The sequence below is a fragment of the Paraburkholderia sp. BL18I3N2 genome, from assembly GCF_003001875.1.
Taxonomy (GTDB): domain Bacteria; phylum Pseudomonadota; class Gammaproteobacteria; order Burkholderiales; family Burkholderiaceae; genus Paraburkholderia; species Paraburkholderia phytofirmans.
On record NZ_PVNC01000004.1, the window covers coordinates 179,484 to 197,799 of the forward strand.

Sequence of the window (18,316 nt, forward strand, 5' to 3'; positions counted from 1 at the left end):
TCGCGCCTCGCTGCGAGCACTGTTTCGCACGTGGCTGTGCGCCTCGTTTAGCGCTTCGCTATGTGCTTCGATGTACGCCTTGTTTCATGTCTCGCCGTGCGCCTCGTTCCACGCCTTAGCGCGCGCCATGTCGGCATTCCGCACACGCCGGCCATCTAACGCACCGGCCGCCCACGCCGGTGCGCTAAAATCCCATCTTCATACAACGAATACCCGCCCCATCCCATGCTCGACATTCAGCTGCTGCGCAAAGACCTCGACGGCGTCGCCAAACGCCTCGCCGACCGCGGCTATACCCTCGACGTGGCGGCCTTCGCCGCGCTCGAAGCGGAACGCCGCGAGACCCAGACCCGTACCGAAGAGATGCAGGCGCGCCGCAACAGCCTGTCGAAGCAGATCGGCGCGATGAAAGGCAAGGGCGAGGACACCTCGGCGGTAATGGCCGAAGTGGGCGGTATCGGCGACGAGATGAAGGCGTCGGCGGCCAGGCTCGACGATATTCAGAAGCGTTTGTCGGAACTGCTGCAAGGCGTGCCGAATCTGCCGCATGAAAGCGTGCCGATGGGCGAGGACGAAACCGGCAACGTCGAAGTGCGGCGCTGGGGCACGCCGCGCCAGTTCGATTTCGAGGTGAAGGATCACGTCGATGTCGGCACGCCGCTCGGCCTCGACTTCGAGACCGGCGCGAAGCTCTCGGGCGCGCGTTTCACCATGTTGCGCGGCCAGATTGCGCGGCTGCATCGCGCGCTCGCGCAGTTCATGATCGACACGCATACGCAGCAGCACGGCTATACGGAGGTCTACACGCCGTACATCGTGAATCCGGAAATTCTGTACGGCACCGGCCAGCTGCCCAAGTTCGCCGACGACATGTTCCGAGTCGAGAAGGGCGGCGACGAAAACACGGTCACGCAGTATCTGATCTCCACGTCGGAGATTTCGCTGACGAACACGGTGCGCGACAGCATTCTCGAAGCGGACGCGCTGCCCATCAAGCTGACCGCGCATTCGCCGTGCTTCCGCTCGGAAGCGGGCTCGTATGGCCGCGACACGCGCGGTCTGATCCGCCAGCATCAATTCGACAAGGTCGAGATGGTGCAGATCGTCGCGCCGGAAACATCGTACGCCGCGCTGGAAGAGATGGTCGGCCACGCTGAGGCGATTCTGCAGAAGCTGGAATTGCCGTACCGCGTGATCACGCTGTGTACGGGCGACATGGGCTTCTCGGCGGCCAAGACGTACGACCTGGAAGTGTGGGTGCCGGCGCAGAACACGTATCGCGAAATTTCGAGCTGCTCGAACACGGAGTCGTTCCAGGCTCGCCGCATGCAGGCGCGTTATCGCAATGCGCAGGGCAAGCCGGAACTGGTGCACACGCTGAACGGCTCGGGTCTGGCCGTGGGCCGTACGCTCGTGGCGGTGCTCGAGAACTTCCAGAATGCCGATGGTTCGGTCACCGTGCCGGCGGCGTTGCGTCCGTATCTGGGCGGCATTGAACGACTGGAAGTGTCGGCTGGATGAGCGGCTCCATCAGCGATGGGACCGTAATCGCGTCGATACTGGGCTGATGCTGCATCAAGACAGGTACGGCGTGCCAAGCGCTTGTGAAGTTTTTTGGGTCGAGGGGCTTGGCAAATCGAAAGAGGCTGTTTTATAATCTTTTTCTCCCAAGCAATCGACCCGCTTGGTACTGATGAGGCGGTAGTCACGGCGATTCAGTAGACCCGGAAAGGTGGCAGAGTGGTCGAATGTACCTGACTCGAAATCAGGCGTACGGTTTTCCCGTACCGTGGGTTCGAATCCCACCCTTTCCGCCAAAATTGTTCAAAGAACCCCGTAAAGTCTATGGCTTGCGGGGTTTTTTGTTATGCGACTCACTATCTGGCTATCAAATCATATCGGCCCTGTAGCCGGTACTCGCGATTGTCGCCCGTGGCAAGCAGCAGGACGAGCCTAGGGGGTGCTTGCCATCTCTGTGAGTCGATACCCGTCCGATGAACCTTCTCGACATGCGTGATGCCATGCCGAGTGGCTACGCTGATTGTGCCGGTATTACGCGGCTCGGAAGTTCATTTTGGTTCCAAGCCAGAGATTTACAATCGGATCGACGACTGCAGCGGCGATGGAAATGAACTTCGTTGGATGAACTGCGCAGTTTCGTGTCCAGCCGAATAGAGGTAATAAACGAGCGTTTGTCCAGGTCGGTGACGGGGCGTCCGGACATCTCTGCGCATATCGTAAGATCAGGCACTATGCGAAACAGTCCGTGGCTACTACCATGCACTCGACATGATTGATTTCAACCTGCTGGGATTCGTAAATAACGAACGGGGATAGCATATGAGTGAGGAAGGTAAGGACGTTTCCGACGACATCGTGTCGGCAGCAAAGAAAACGGTCGCGGGCGTTGCGTCCCAGAAGCCAAAGGATAGTAGCCCTGATTCCGCTGTGAATATTAAGCCTACGCCTAAGAAACCCGCTGCTGCGAAAAAAGTTGCGGGCAAAAAAGCTGTAGCAAAGCGCGCAACAGCGAATAAGACGGCGAAGGGAAAAAAGCGAACGACAACCGGTGGACGAGCTGGCGGTGCAGCGCCGAAACGCACCTTCCCTGTATATAGTCTCGAAGACTGCTATAACTTGGCCTCGGTCATCCGCGAGTACAACGCAGGTAACCCGTGGTCACCCAAAGAGATCGCCACTGCGCTCAAGATGGGTACTAGTAGCAACTATTTCTATCTAACAGCCGCTTCGCGTGATTACGGAATCACAATCGGCACGCGTGACACTCCAAAGATTGAACTGACCGAGTTGGGTCGCAAGGTCGTTTACCCGAAAAGCCCCACGGAATTCGCCGAGGCGATGACAGCGGCGTTCCGCAATGTTGCGCTGTTCTCCAAGGTATATGACTACTATCAAGGAAAGAATCTTCCGGATATTCAGTATCTGAAAAATACGCTGAAGACGGAGTTTGGTGTCGAAGAACGCTTTCAGGACGACTTTTACGAGTTATTCCAAAAAAACCTTGCGTACCTAAAAGAAAAAACGGGCGAGCTGCCGACCGCTGTACAAGGTACCGGCAAAACGTCCTCCTCTGCTGGGCAGAGTGATTCGATTATTCTTGGGGAATCTTCGGACTCAGGCACGTTAGTGGCGTTCGTCGCGATGCCATTTTCTGAAAAAACATCAAGCTACCCGAAGGGCTATTTTGACGAAGTGCTCAAGCACCTAATCACACCTGCGGCCGTAAAAGCGAATTTCAATGCCCGCACGGCAAAGAAGGCTGGCAGCGAAGTTATCCAGTCAACGATTGTTAATGACCTAGACTCCGCCGATCTGGTGATTGTTGATTTGACGGAACATAACCCGAACGTGCTCTTTGAGCTTGGTATGCGCATTGCGTTTGACAAGCCCGTATGCCTCATTCGGGCGAAAGGAACTGCACCGATCTTCGACATCGATCACATGCTGCGTGTATATGACTACAACCCTTCTATGTGGCCGTCCACCCTCGAAACGGATATCCCGGCTCTGAGCCATCACATTGCAGAGACGTGGAAGAAACGGGATGCCGATCGGTCTTACCTCAAAATTCTTAGAGACAATAAAGACGCATAAGGCGTGGCGGGCCAGCATGATAGGTTCGCCACGCGATATGGCAAGCGATCGGCGGGTCCAGCAACGCGAAACGCTTGGTGTGGGACGCTAAGCAATAAAAATTGATGCTCGGAGAGACCAGCGACGGTATCGCGATGCAACATGAATCAGAATTTCAGCCGCGCGTTGAGCTTTCTTGAACGTCGTAGCTAAGGAAAGGGTCGTGTTTTGCGACCCTTTTGTTCATCCCCGCGCCTCTCTTCCGGGCTCGTCTTCGGCAACGCGCCAACGCCAGTACCGATCCGGCTTTACCCAAACGACTGTGGCTTCCGTTAGCTTTCTGAACGCGGTCAGTGCCTCGCGACCGACAACTTGGTTTCCGTAGTTGTTCTCCATCAGAAGAAGCTCGGCGTTCGCTCTCACCAAGTGATCAACAACGTCGTCCTGATAGATGCAGCCCTCTCGTTCTATGATGGCAAGCATCCACTCTGCAATTGTGGCGGCATTCATCACTTCGATGACCACGGACCAGGCAATGTGTCTGGATTGTTTTCAGAACTGCCCGCTGAGCTGGAAACCGAGCGTGACACTGGGCGCTGGAAATCCATGCGGCGCGTAAATCGGCGTTCCAGCGAACACATCATAGCCATACGTACCGAGGCGCGTCGACACCGAACCCTTCAGGCCGATAGCCGCGCCTGCGAGTTGTGTACCAGCGAGGTACGCGGTGGACGACCCCCAAAGATGCCCATAGTCGATACCCGCGTAGAGCACCTGTCGTGCCTGACCGAGCGGGTACTGGAGTTCGTTGCGCCAGTAGAATCCCTTTTCTGCTGCGAGCATCGTTTCACCACTGAACCCGCGCACCGTGTAGCGACTGCCGATCGTCAGGTCGTCAATGTAGTTCAGCTCGTCGTTGGTGAACTGCCCATGCACGGTGCCGACGTAGCGAAGCGTCTGACCGGCGACCGCGAACGGTACGGACAGATTTGCGTCGAGCGTCGCCATGTGGAAACGGTAGGTTGGTCCGCTCGTCGAATCCGACATCGCCCCCAGCGCGCCGATACCCTGACGGTAGGCAAGCGTGCCATCGAACTGTGCCGTGCCGAAGTAATGCCGGTTCGTCAGGCCCGCCTCGATAAACGTGTTATCGCGATGCTGCTGCGGGATTTCGGTGTCTTCAATGAAGCTCGCACCAAAGCGCCTGATAAGCTGGAATTCGACGCCCGAAACATCATTCTGGCTGCGATGAAACACGCGCTCCAGTTTCAATCCGACCGTTTGCGCGTTGCCACTCGACACGAAGGTCTGATTAACCCCAGCGATCTGCTGGTAATGAGTGTTCGTATAGCCGAACAGCGTGCCGGTCCAGTAGCCCCACGGCACTGAATATGACGCGTTCCATCCGTGCGTGCCAAGGTCGTGATTGCCGAATTGCAAATCCTGATTGTAGCCAGCCGAAAGAACGTCATTCACACCAAGGATGTTGTAGAGGCCGAGCGTCACGCTACCGAGATACCGGCCCGTCGCGTCGGTACCTGAGTTGTCGGTAGAGACGACGAGCGACCATGGCTTCGTGCGCTTTGTGGTGATGACAACATCGCTCTCTCCCGGCGCCGTACCCGGCACGATCTGCATCGTCGCGTCCTGATTGGGTACGCGCTTCATCTGCTCAAGACCTTGTTCTATGTCGCGCAACTGGAGCACGTCGCCATCGCGCGCGGGGAACGCAGTTTTCCATGTACCACGCGTGGCCTCGTCGGCGAATTTCAGATGACGGATCACGCCGGGAATCAGCTCGAATTTCAATGTACCCTTCGAGAGGTCCTGCGTCGGCAGCAGAACGCGTGTCGTGATGTAGCCTCGGCTCAAAATTACGCCTTGCAGCCCCTTGGCCAGCACGTCGAGCCCCTGTTTGCCGATGCACTGGCCTGCGTAATGCTGCAACCAGTCATGCAGGAACGCAAACCGGTCCATCGGAAGCGTGGATGCGCCTTTCGCACGATCAGGCTCAGGCAATGTATCGGGCACCTCGACCGAGAATGCTTCGATACGGAAGCATGGCGTCTCGCTGGGTAGCACGGGCCATTCGCCCGTCGCGGGGGCTGCCGAGCGTACGGCAGGCGCAGCGACGGTTGCCGCACGCTGCTGTGCGTCGCGCTGCTGCTGGACCTGCTGTTGCTGTTCAGCGTTCGTGCGGGCCGCCGCCGCCACATTGGGTGAGGTCTGTGCGTGGAGAACTAGGGGAACGAGAGCCGCGAGCGGCAACACCACAAATTTTTTTTTGTTATCCATTGCCGACCGGATGCCTTCAACTTGACGATTGCTAATGCTTGAGACTGGACGCCCTTGGGCGCAAGGGGCTCACCGCCGACGTTCAGGGACTACGCTTTACCGGTGCTGCCGAGTATTCGGGTATCGCACATCTAGGCGCGTAGCTGGTCGCAACCGGCTCATCGAGCCCACGCTCACCAATGCGACGGACTTCAATAGAACAACCGCGCGAAATATGACCTTCCTGTTGAAACGACAGGTACACGTCGTAATCCTGACCGGCAGCGGGCGTGAAAGTCGAATCCGACGCACTGCAGGACCAGTGATAGCCGCCTGACTGACTACTCCCAACATCGGACGCTGTACTCATTGATAGTGCGACCGGATGTCCGGCTTGAACAATGTATTCGCGGATCATGTCCTTGAACCGAAGACCTTCCACACGCATCCATGGACGAGGGCTCGGTGGCATACCGATCGTGATGCTCCGAGACGAGTATTTGTATCGTGCAAGAAAGCCATCGCTAACGTCGACTCGGGTCGGATCATCTTGCAGTTTGGTGGTGTAGCATGCGCCCGGTCTAAACGCTGCATTCTGAAGGTCATTCCCGGTCAGAATTCGAATGCGCGCCGAGACCGTCGGATCGTAGTTAGGCTCTTCTTTCGTAACGTAGTGCGCGGGAGCACATCCAGTCAATGTTGTGGCAAAAACGAGAACCGCAGTCGTCGTTTTCAATGCAAGTGACAATTTCATCATCAATCTTTTCCGTCATTATTTTTTTCCATGAATTTTTGATACCACTCCTGAGACTCCCAATCCTCCAAAGCAGAGACGAATTGGGCTTCGGCTTCTGCAAATGGCGAACCGGGCTCATAGAAGGTATTGTCTTTCCCAAGCGCAAAACGATATTGATAGTGCTGCGGTGGCTGCACCAAACCAGCTTCAATTTCCTCAAACAAGGGAGTGAGCCAGCGTAACAACAATTGGGCATCTGTGTCCTTCCAATCATGCGTCTGTAGCAGCGTACGAAATGCGCGTGCCTTGTCTTTGAGATTCTGAACTTTATCCATGTTTATTGCCCTCCCGTCAGGGATGCTGGACTGATCTTGGTCGGTGCTGTCCACAAATTTCGATTAGGAACAATGGTCTGCTGAGCCGTTGGCTGAGTGGTCATGTTACCTTGCGTTGTACTCGCAATGTCGGAGACAAACACCGTCGGCGTAGCACCAGTCTTTGGTGCAATCGCATAGTAGTCGAGTCCATTTTGCAGCATTTGCGCCGCCTGTGTAGCGGGCAAACCTAGTGCTTTAGCTGCCTGCTGCGGTGTCATTTTACTGATTGCCTGTGCCTGTCCCTCGCTCATCCAATAGCCAGACGTAGGACCCACTACACTACCAGCGGGAACTACCTTCACAAGCGTAGTATTCGTCGAAACAGCCGTCATTTGAGGTAGAGATGTCCCAGACTCAATATAGCCGCTGGCATAGATCATGGCTTGCTGCGAAGACATGTTTGGATTCGCCTGCATAATCTGAGAAATCAATTCTTGAGCTTGCGGGGTCGCCATAACCTGGGGTGTCGCCTGTACCCCATTGGTGACGAAGTCCGAATAGCTATTCCGAACAAGCCCGTTGTATGCGGCCTCTTGATTTGAGGCTTGATTTGTCAGTACGGTACTGCCCGCCGTCGCACCAAGATTAAGCCCTGCGTAAGCAAGCGCCGCTGACTGCGGACTGAGTCCCAAAGCTTGCAGCGCTTGCTGTCCATAAGTCGGAGTGACATCTCCCGATACCAACTGCGTAAATCCAGCTTTCGAATAGTCCAGACTTGTGGTCGCAACGGTTGCTCCCAGACTGCACGCAACGACGGAAGCGCAGCCCGCACCAAGTGCACCTGCCGCTGCGACGGCGCCTCCGACGCCTTGCACCGCGCCCGCTGCCCGGTTCGACACCTGATACCGATCCAATGCGTCGCCGAGTTTATCCATCGATCCATAGCCGTCAAAAGCTCCGGCGCTGGTCAGCATTTTCTGCTCGGTGGTAAATGTTGTCCCAATGTCCTGCATTTGTTGCAACATGGCCTTGGACGGATCGCTATCCGGAATGCCTGCTGCACACTGCACCAGCGCACATTCCGCAGCGGCCAGTCTGTATTGTTCTTCTGGAGTTTGCCCTTGCTGCAGTTGTGAAAGCTTTTGTGCCTCGGTTGGATGCAACTGCCGGTTATACATATCGGAATTCGACGCAGCAAACGCACCCGCATCACCTCCCACTGCCGCGCCCGCTGCGCCCGCCAGCCCGTTCGAAACAATCTGCCCGATCATCCTGTCTACGGCCGCATTGCCGGTCGGACCTGCACTGGCAATCGAACTGCTCAGATCGTTCAACTTCGGCGCGAGTCCAGCCGACACACCCGCACCAGCGGCACCGCCCAAAGCACTGCCAAAACCGCCACCACCAAGCCCGCCAAGCACGGCGCCCGCCGCCATGTGCATACCGACGCGATCAGCGCCGCCTTCCGCCCAGTCCGCGGCATCCTGCTCGTACTGCGCCGCTGTATCAGTGTCGCCAAGCGCGTTCGCCGCCTTTGCACCGTCAAGTGCGGCGTGGTGCTTATAGTCGGCGTAAGTGCCGATGTCCTTCGCGACCGCTTGCCCTGCCGCAGTGGCCGCGTTCATCACGTCCACCTGATTGCCAAGCACCGTGTTCACGTCGGGCAGTTTTGACACGGTTCCATTGAGGTTCGACGTGTCGCGATTCAGGCTCGCGACGTCCTGCTTCTGACTCGTGGAATCAGTCACGGCAATCGAGCCCGCGCTCACGCCGCTCTTCGTCGTCGCACTGGAATTGCCGCTCGCCGACTGGCCCAGCATCGGCATTACGCCCGACGTGCCGGCGCTGAAGCCGCTTGTCGACGAGCTGTAATCCGAATGATTCTGGATGTCGGAGTAGGTCAGCGTACCCGTGGTGAGCGTGTTCTTCGACGGATCGGCATCGCCGGCAATATACGCGCCCTTCAGGTCGGTGTTGCCTTTCACGTTGACGTCGAAGCCGCCGGAACCCGCCTGAATTCCGGCCTGCTCGCTCACCGCCGCATAGTTGCCGTTCGCGCTGCCGTGCTGGCTGCTGAAGCTTGCGCTGCCACCTCCCTGGCTGATGCTGAATCCGCCGCTCGTGCTTTCCTGGTGCGCGCTGCTCACCGTGGTGTCCTGCACGCTCGCGATGTTCAGATTGCCGCCAACGTTCGCTGACACATGGTTGCCGCTCACATCCGAGCCGACGATGTTCGTATCGCCGCCCGAAACGATCGACACACCGTTCACAGCGGTGACGTGGGTGTTGTTCTGCGTCGCGGCATCTGAATTCGCATCGCCATGCGCCTTGCTCATCGACGCCGACACACCGAAGCCTTTAGTGCCGTAAGAAACGCCCACGCTCGCACTGCTCGATTCGTTCGTGCTGCGCGTGGTATCGGTATTCGTCGTGTTGATCAGGTTGACCTGGTTCTTTGCGTTGAGCACTACGCTGTTCGCAGTCACGTCGGAACCGGCAATCGTCACGTTGCCGTTGCCAGCCTGGTCGCCCTGGTCGCCGCCGCCAGTCGCAATGAACGTCGCCGTGCCGCCAGCCTTCACTGTTGAACCAGTTTGAGTCGTCTGGTCTTCCGTGAACGTATTCTTCGTCTGGCTCGTGCCATAGCTCAACTGCACGCTGACGTCCGGTGCGCCGCCGCCAGCGAGCGACCCGACCGCGCTGCCGGCGTTACCAACGGCGGCAATCGTGTGCAGGGCCTTCGCGCGTCCATCCTGACTGTTGCTCGCCGCCTGGCTCTGCTGGATCGTGCTGTTGATCGCATCTCCCACACTGCCACCCAGCCCCAGCGTAAACCCGCTTGTCTTCGTTTCCTGCGTCTCGTCGTGGTGAGACGTGCCGGTGGCCGCATCGATCGTGACGCTTGCCGCCTTGCCCGTCACATCCTGCGCCGCGATCACATCGCTGCCCGTAATGTGCAGGCTGTTGCCGGCGGTCATGGACACGCTGCCGTCCGTACTGCCCACCAGACTGCCATTCTGTGTGACCGCGTTGTCGTTGGTCGTTTCCTTCCGGTCGCTGGTTCCGTACGAAATACCGGCGCCGCCCGTACCTCCGACGCCCGTCTTCTGTTCCTCGTGGAAATGGCTGCTCTGACTGGTGTCCTGTGTCGTTGTCACAGTCAGGTTATGGCCAGCATCCAGCGACATGTCACCCGTCGACGCAACCGTCGAGCCCGCGATCGTCAGGTCGTGACCGGCGCTCGCACTGACCGTGTCGCCCGACACCGTCGAGCCGATGGAGTTCACCTGATGCGACGAGGTCTGGTCGGTCGTCTTGTCGCCCGACATGAAGCCAGAGTGCTCAATGTGTGACCAGCTCTGCGCGTCGTGCGTCTCGGTCACTGCGCCGACTGTCACGTTGCCGGTCGCCGCCAGTTTGGTCGCGCCTCCGCTCACAGTGCCGTCGGCGGCTGTCGATCCGGTCGTCGCGCTCGAGCCGAGGATTGCGAGGTTGCCGCCACCCGTCGGCGCATCGCCCGCTACGCTGACGTGATAGTTCGACAGCAGGGCAGCCGCAGCTGCCGTCTGGCCCGCTCCGAGCGTCAGATTGTCTGCCGCATTCAGGTTGCTGCCCTGTGCGGTCTCGTCGTAGCTCGAGCCCGTGTGCTTCGCGCCGGGACCACCGAGCGACTGTTCGGCGTGGGTTTTCGTGTCAATTGCCGCCGTCGCCGTCAGGTCGTTCGCGGCAATCAGCGTGGCGCTGCCGCTGCCGTTCAACCCCGCCTTGACGGTCGCATCGGTGAGTGTGGTGTTGCCGCCCGATACCGTGGTGAGGCTGCCGCCCGTCGCGATCATGCTGCCGACGTTCTGTGTCGTGCTCGTATGGCCGCCGTTCAGCCCGTCGGTCGTGCCCGCATCCTGTGTCGCGCTCAGCGTCGTCGTACCCACATTGAGGTTGCGGCCCGCTCCAACAAAGGCGCTGTTACCCGACTCGATGGCGGCGCCCGAAAGGTTTACATCGCGCTGGGCGAGTACCACCGCATTGTCCGTTGCCGAGATCGTCCCGGTGGCCAAGGCGCTCTGCGAGCTTGCGCTCGCCGTGAAGCCACTTTGCTGAAGCGTTGTCGACACGCTCGCAGTCGCCGTTTCGTTGATTACATCGCGTCCGGCCTGCACCACGGTGTCCACCCCACCGATGCGCCCGCTCGTGTTGCGCACGTCCTGCACGGCAGCCACTGCCGTCGTGCCGCCGCTGCCGATCACGCCGCTGTTGACAATGTTATTACCCAGTACCGTCGTCGCCACATCCCCCACAATGTGGCCGCTGTTGTTCACGTCGCCAGTCGCGTTCATGCTTACCGAGTTACCGGCAACCAGCGCGCCGCTATCCTGCAGATCGACCGTGTTGGCCTGCGCCAGATAGAGCGTCGGCACGAGCACGGACTGCTGCGTGCCGTCGGGCAGCGTCACGGTCTGCGACACGAGCCACACCATATCGGTCGTCAGCTGTTTCATCTGTGCGTCAGACAGGCCGATGCCTGGCGTCAGGCTGAACTCCTTCGCATACGTGACGCCGTTGTTCATCAGCGCCGTGTACTCATCCATGTTGTCCGTATAACCAGCGAGGTACGTGCGCCCGGTCAGCTGAGTAACCTGGTTCATCACGAGCTGCTGCTCATAGGCACCGTCGCCCACGCGCTTTTCGGTGGTCTGCGGATTCAGTCCCAGCGCGCCGAGCATGTAGTCGCTGGAGATGAACTTCGTATACCTCGTCAGGCGCGGATCGGTTGCGACGAGGTAAGTCGCACCGGGCGCCGTCTGGTACGTGTACAGGCCGTTGACAGGCAGTTTCAGGTTCGGAATGCCGCCCGATACGCCACCGAGCGTCTGCGGACGCACCGTGAGGCCGCTCACACCCGTGGCCGCATTGGCGACGGGCGCCTGTCCGCTTGCACCGGCGGCCGTATTCGCACTCGCCGTCTGGCCGGTGACGCCGGCTGCCGTGCTCACGCCCGCCACCTGACCGTTCACGCTGCCGAGTTGCGTACCCGTTGCGTTGCCGCCCGTCACGCCCGAGCCCATGACGGTCTGGCCGAGCCGGTTCACACTGGCTACGTTGATGGTCTGACCGGTCGTCTGCACCGCGCCGTTCGCGGTGGCAATCGCGGGCAGGGCGGCGACCGTGCTGGTGCTCTGCGTGATCCCGTCGTCGACGACCTTCGTGTCGTTACTGCCGCCGGTCTTCTGGTGCCAGTAATAGGTGGACTGGGTGTCGGACGTTACAGTCTGCTGCAGCACCGTGCCGGAATCGTTGACACTGCCGCCCGTGGCGCGGCGGATGAGATTGCCGCCGGCCGCCATCGTCGACGATTCGTTGTTGATCGCTCCGCCATCCGAATTGATGCGGATCGTTCCCTGAGCCTGCATGAGCGCGGGCGTGCCGGCGCTAATCAGTTGGTCCGTCGCGGTGGTCGTCGTTGATACGCGCTGCATCTCCACGTAATCGTGGTTGTCCGAACCGAGATCGGTACGGACCGTGACGTTGTCGGGGCGGATGTTGGTGGCCGGATTGTAGTCGGGCCACAGCGTGATCGTGTAGGTGCTCCCGTTGTCGGTAATGCTGTTGTAGTACTGCGTTGCGTTATTCGTGATGGTGCGGGTCTGCGGCACCCCCTGGTCGTGGCAAAAGTCGTGGGTGTTGCACACCTGAACCTGGGGGCTTGACGCGGCAACATACGTGTCGGTCAGCGGCTGCGTGAAGGAAAGCGATTGCGCGTTCGGGTCCAGATTCGTGACCTGCGACTTGGGAACCGTCACCGTGACTGGATGCATCAGCGCACCGATGGTCGCCGTGCCGATCGCGCCGCCGCTCCAGTTCCACTCCGGATAGACCGAACTCTGGTAAAAGCCCAGGTCGTCGCCTGAGACGCCTGCGGTCCAGAGCGTGAGCGTTGTGGTGCCCGTACCCTGAGGCGTACCGGCCTGCGTCTGCATGCCCGTGCGCAGGTTGTTGACGGTGCGAGCCGCGATATCCACGTCGCCCACTGCCTCGATCGATGCTGCGCTGTTCGTCAGCGTCCCCGTCTGGTCCGCGAGCATGCCGGCGCTGTCGCGCGTACCGTCCTTCGCGATCGCGAGATTGCCGGCGGAGTAGAGGAGTGCGCCGTCGGAGTTCGTCACCGAGTTCGACGCATAGATGTTCAGACTCTGCGCCGCGGCAATGGCGGCGCTCGCGCCTGTGTTCTGCACATCCGTCGCGTTGACCTGCACCGTATTGCCGATCAGCGTGCCTGTGTTCGAGAGTGTGGCGCTGTTCGTCGTAACCGAATTGCCCTCGATCCTGCCAGCGTTGTTGAGCGTGGCTGCGGCGTTGACTGTCGTCGACGTCGAATCGATATCCGCACCAGCGACATTGATCACGTTCGCGCCGGTCGCGGTCAATGCGCCACCTGCTGCGAGCGTGCCGGCGTTCGTCAGCGTGCCTGTGGCCGACACCGACATATTGCCGTCCGCGTGCAGCCTGTTCGACGCGCCGTTGGTATAGTCGCCCGTAACGGAAAGCCCAAGGTTGCGCCCGGCGGTCATCGCGCCGTCGCCGCTCACCACACCGCTGGCCACAATGTCACGATTGGCGCTGATCGCACCACCGGAATTGGAGAGCGAGGCGACCTGTACCGAAACGTCCCGGCCGCCTTCCAACTGGCCACCGTCGTTGACTACACGCGCACCGGACTGGTTCAGGTTTAGCGCTGTGCCACCGTAAATCGTGCCGCCCGCATTGTTCACGCGGTTCGTGACATTGAGGTTTGCCGCGCCTGCGGCGACGAGCTTTGCGTTGGCCGTGTTCGTGAGCGTCTGCGCGTTGACGCTCACGTCGCCATTGCCGCCCATCGTGCCGCCGGAATTTGTGATGTCTGTCGCGGCAGCAACGCTAGTCGCGCCACTGCCGCTATTCGTGAGCTTGCCGGTGGAGTTGTCGATGGAGGAAGCGGACACTGTGGCCGTGCCGGGACTGCCCGTTGCGCCGTTTGCGGAAATCGTACCGTTCGCGTTCGAGAGCGCACCGCCTGCGCTGACCGACAGATTGCCGCCGGTCTGCGCGGAACCCTGCGTGTTGTCCAACGCGCCCTGGGTGATCGCCGTCAAGGCAGCTTTGCCGTACAGCGTGCCGCCGCGGTTGGTCAGGCCCATATCGGCTTTGATCTGCGCAGTGCCCTGAGCGGAAAGCGTACCGTTCGAATTGTCGAGACTGGCCGATTGCGTAGTGAGCGCACCATTGGTCGCAATCTGGCCGCCGACATCCGAGAGAGCGCCCGGCGTTGTCACGTTCAGCGTGCCCGTGCCGGCGTGCTGGATGGACCCGGCATCGTTCGTAATCGATCGGCCGGAGACGGTGAGGTTGGTCGCATTGGTCGAAACCGAACCGCCCGTATTGTCCAGCGTGCCTCCGGCAGAAAGTGTCTGATCCGCACTGCCGTACTGCGTGATGTGACCACCATGGTTGACGAGGTTGCCGGAACTGGACAGCGCCAGCGTATTACCGTCGATCGTGCCGTTCGAATTGTCGAGCGTCGCGGCGCTTACGGTCGTCGCCGTACCCGAGAGCGTGCCGTTCTGGTTATTCAGCGCACCGAAGCTGGTCGCGTTCAGATTGCCGCCCGCCGTCATGCTGCCCGCGTGATTGTCGAACGTCTGCGCGCGCACCGTCGCATCGCCTTTCGCGCTCAGGTTCCCCTGGTTCGATACGGTCGTGCCGGATACGTTGAGTGCGCCGTTGGTAACAACGTTGCCGCCGCTATTGGACACCGAACCCGACGTCCCGGTTGCTGTCAGCGCAAGCGTGCCGGTTCCCGCGTGTTGTATCGAGCCCGAGTCGTTCGTGACCGTCTGGCCCGAAACCGTGAGGTTCGTCGCATTGGTCGCAATAGAGCCCCCGGTGTTGTCCAGCGTGCCACCTGCGGAGACCGCCTCGTCGGCATTGCCGTACTGCGTGATGTGGCCGCCGCGATTGACCAGGTTGCCGCTGCTGGACAACGCCAGCGTATTGCCCTCGATCGTGCCGCCTGAATTATCGATGGACGATCCGCTCACCGTCGTGGCTGCCGCTGAAATTGTGCCATTCTGGTTGTTGACGACACCGGAGCCTGTTGCGACCAGATTGCCACCGGCGACGAGGCTGCCCGCATGATTGTCGAGCGTCTGCGCCAGCACAGTAGCGGCGCTTTTCGCGCTTATATGCCCCTGGTTCGACACGGTAGTACCGGACACGGTGAGCGCGCCGTTGGTCACCACGTTACCGCCACTATTGGACAACGAACCCGACGGCCCGGTCGCTGTCAGTGCAAGCGTACCCGTGCCCGCGTGCTGGATCGAACCGGCGTCGTTCGTGATGGACTGACCTGATACCGTGAGGTTCGTCGCGTTCGACGCAATCGAACCTCCGGCGTCATCGATCGATCCGCCCGCGGAAATCGACTGGTCCGCGCTGCCATACTGCGTGATGTGGCCACCGCGATTGACAAGATTCCCGCTGATCGAGAGCGCGAGCGTATTGCCTTCGACCGTACCGTTCGAATTGTCGACCGCCGCGCCGCTCACGCTCGTGGCCGCACCTGATAGCGTGCCATTCTGGTTGTTGATGACACCGATGCCCGTCGCAACCAGATTGCCACCGGCGACGAGACTCCCTGCGTGATTGTCGAGCGTCTGCGCCTGTATCCGGGCGTCGCTCTTCGCGCTGATGCTGCCCTGGTTCGACACGGTTGTACCCGACACGCCGAGCCCACCGTTGGTCACCACCTTGCCCGCTGTATTCGACAGATTTCCAGCGAGAGTCAGCGTGCCGGTTCCCGCGTGCTGTATCGAGCCCGAGTCGTTCGTGACCGACTGACCGGAGATCGCGAGGTTCGCCCCATTCGATGCGATCGAACCTCCCGTGTCATCGATCGCGCCGCCTGCGGAGATGCGCTGGTCGGCAGTGCCGGACTGCGTGATGTGGCCACCCCGGTTGACCAGGCTGCCGCCACTCGATAGGGCGAGCGTATTGCCCTCGATCGTGCCGTTAGAATTGTCGACCGAAGCACCGCTCACGGTCGTGGCCGCACCTGAGAGCACGCCGTTCTGGTTGTTGAACGCGCCGGTGCTGCTCGCGTTCAGACGCCCGCCCGCCGTCATACTGCCTGCGTGATTGTCGATCGTCTGCGCGTGCGCCGTTGCATCGCCCAGCGCATTGAATTGCCCCTGGTTCGAGATTGTCCCGGCCGACACATTCTGCGCGCCGTTGCTGCCGATCACGCCACCAGCCGCGCCTGTTGCCGTCGTACCCGCAGCGTTGACCAGCGCACCACTCGTGGTGACGCCTTGCGTGCCATTGCCAATCATTGCCACACGGCCTGCCGTGTTGTCCAACGACGCGGCGCTCACCGTTTCGTTTCCGGCGGACTGGATAATGCCTTGCCGGTTATTCACGGCACCGGCAACGCTGACGTTCTGCGTCGACTGCGAGACGATCTGGCCGCCCTGATTCGACAGCACACCAGCCGCAAGCGTTTGCGCGCCCGTCGAAGAAAGCATACCGGTGTCGTTCGTGAGCGTCCCCTGCGCGGTGGCCGACAGTGCGCCGCCGGCAACCACGCTCGCACCGACGAGACCCATGTCGCCATTGCTGGCCAGCAAGGTGAGGTTGCCATTTGCTGAGGTCTGGCTGCCACCCAGGTTCAGTGCTGTCCCTGACAGACTCGCGTTGCCGCCTGCCGCCGTGTGCCCGGACGCGACGAGCGCGCCCGAAGCCGCGACCGTCAGGTCACCCGTGTTCGCGATCGTGCCGTCGCTATTGATGCCCGCGCCGAGCGTCCCCGTCGAGTTCACGCTACCCGCGCTGACGCTGGTGTTCTGCTGCGCGGCGAGGGTGCCGGTATTGGAAAGCGCCCCCGATGTGTTGACGGACACCGACTGCTGGGCGTACGTCGTGCCACTGTTCTGGATACTGTTCGCGGTGGCCGCGAGATTGGCGCTGGCCGTGGTCTTGCCGGCAAGGACAAGCTGGCCGTTAGACTGCAGCGTCAGGTCGCCCGCCTGCGCGGCGAGCACGCCCGCCGTCGAAACGCCGACGCCGTACTCGTTGGACGCCAGAAAAATCCTGTTCGCGTACATACCGCCCAACTGACTGACGTCGATGGCAAGCGCGGGCGCGGCTCCATTGCCCGCGATGGGCGTGGCAGCCAGCGTGTCGTGATCGACGTGATTCGCGCCGGCCACCACGTTCAGCGTATTGGCATACAGGGCAGCGTTCGCCGCGACGGCTCTGGCGATCAGGTCCACCTGATCCACATTGGTCGCGTTCATGCCCGCGCCCTGAACGGTAATCTGGCCACCCCTCACGTCAAAACCAGTCAGACTCCCGTTCGCGCCATAGGTCGGATTGCCGGTGGTGAGAATGGCCCGTGAAGTGTTGATAAAGCCGCCGCCATCCAGAATCAGGCCCGCGGAATTCGCTATCACGACTTCTGCACGACGGCCGGCTACTTCCACATATCCGCGTAACTGCGAGGGATTATTGCTGTTGACCTGATTGACGATAATCGAAGCCGACTGGCCCGGCAGGAAATTCGGATTGCCGTTGATATAGCCCGCCTGCTGTGTATTCACAACCGTCGGCGAATTATTAAGTACGATTCCAGGCTTCTGAACGTCGAACTGGCCGTACGTATTAACTGACACGCCGGCGCTGGAAGGCCGGTTCACATTGACCTGCGGTATGCCGCTTTGCGTCTGGATCACGGACGGCGCATGTGCGCCACCCGGCACGATCTGCGCGTGAGCGAGTGGCATCGAAATCACGAACGCACCCGCGAGCAGCAGCGAGCCGAACGCGGTGTGGCGTATGGCGAAGCATGAGACTGTCCGGGGCGGTACCTTAACGCCCGACTGCGATTCTCCCAGGTTCGTTTTGCCTTCAGCCGTGGCGGTTTCAGATACCGCCACCAGCATTCCCCGAAGCCGGCTGTATATCAGCCTGTAGGTCTTTTTATTCATTATGAATATAGGTATTACCAAACTGTAACAGGATGTAATTTACACCAGAACTTCACTAAAACGCGAACCTAAAATTGTGAAATTTCATCAGGTTCTCTGGAATAGGGGAGGATTATTTTTGTTGGACGGGCGCAGTGCCGGGGGATAAACTTGGCCACTCGCTTGTGGCCAGAAAATCCCGCGGGTCGCCCGCGTCACGCCAAAGCAGCTTTTCTGAAGTAATAGAGGCGCACCCCTTTCCGCCAAATTTAAAAACCCCGCAGAGCGAACGTTCTGCGGGGTTTTTGTTTTGACGCAACGCAACGTCGGACTGGTCGTCGAACAAATCAGTCACCCGCCAGCGTCACCACAATCCCCGCTTGCTGCATCCAAACAGATCC

7 protein-coding genes and 1 tRNA gene are annotated in these 18,316 nt (G+C 60.0%); 3 read left to right on the plus strand and 5 right to left on the minus strand.

The features are described 5' to 3' along the window. Window positions 1–225 precede the first annotated feature (225 nt). The 3 genes from serS (at window position 226) to B0G75_RS41030 (ending at window position 3,615) form a co-directional block, all read left to right on the plus strand. Window positions 226–1,521, plus strand: a complete 1,296-nt coding sequence (serS, locus tag B0G75_RS13940) for a serine--tRNA ligase (RefSeq protein WP_106306106.1) — start codon at window positions 226–228, stop codon at window positions 1,519–1,521. 205 nt (window positions 1,522–1,726) lie between these two features. After that, window positions 1,727–1,817, plus strand: a tRNA-Ser gene (locus B0G75_RS13945). 523 nt (window positions 1,818–2,340) lie between these two features. Then, window positions 2,341–3,615, plus strand: coding sequence for a hypothetical protein (locus B0G75_RS41030; RefSeq protein WP_219908279.1), 1,275 nt, complete (start codon window positions 2,341–2,343; stop codon window positions 3,613–3,615). A 222-nt stretch (window positions 3,616–3,837) separates the two neighbouring features. On the opposite strand, the gene B0G75_RS13955 is transcribed toward B0G75_RS41030, so the two are convergent. The 5 genes from B0G75_RS13955 to B0G75_RS13975 form a co-directional block, all read right to left on the minus strand. Then, window positions 3,838–4,119 (minus strand): DUF6953 family protein, encoded by a 282-nt coding sequence (locus B0G75_RS13955; protein ID WP_219908281.1) that lies wholly within the window; start codon window positions 4,117–4,119, stop codon window positions 3,838–3,840. Between the two features lie 27 nt (window positions 4,120–4,146). Further along, complete coding sequence (locus B0G75_RS13960; protein ID WP_106306113.1) at window positions 4,147–5,889, minus strand: ShlB/FhaC/HecB family hemolysin secretion/activation protein; 1,743 nt, start codon at window positions 5,887–5,889, stop codon at window positions 4,147–4,149. Between the two features lie 82 nt (window positions 5,890–5,971). Continuing rightward, window positions 5,972–6,625 carry a hypothetical protein gene (locus B0G75_RS13965; RefSeq protein WP_258194466.1) on the minus strand — a complete coding sequence of 218 codons (654 nt, stop codon included), beginning with the start codon at window positions 6,623–6,625 and terminating at the stop codon, window positions 5,972–5,974. Continuing rightward, window positions 6,625–6,939 (minus strand): hypothetical protein, encoded by a 315-nt coding sequence (locus tag B0G75_RS13970; protein WP_106306116.1) that lies wholly within the window; start codon window positions 6,937–6,939, stop codon window positions 6,625–6,627. The genes B0G75_RS13965 and B0G75_RS13970 overlap by 1 nt, the downstream gene beginning before the upstream one ends. Before the next feature lie 2 nt (window positions 6,940–6,941). Next, a complete protein-coding gene (locus B0G75_RS13975) occupies window positions 6,942–17,936 on the minus strand; it encodes a hemagglutinin repeat-containing protein (protein ID WP_106306119.1) in 10,995 nt (3,664 codons plus the stop codon). Window positions 17,937–18,316 lie beyond the last annotated feature (380 nt).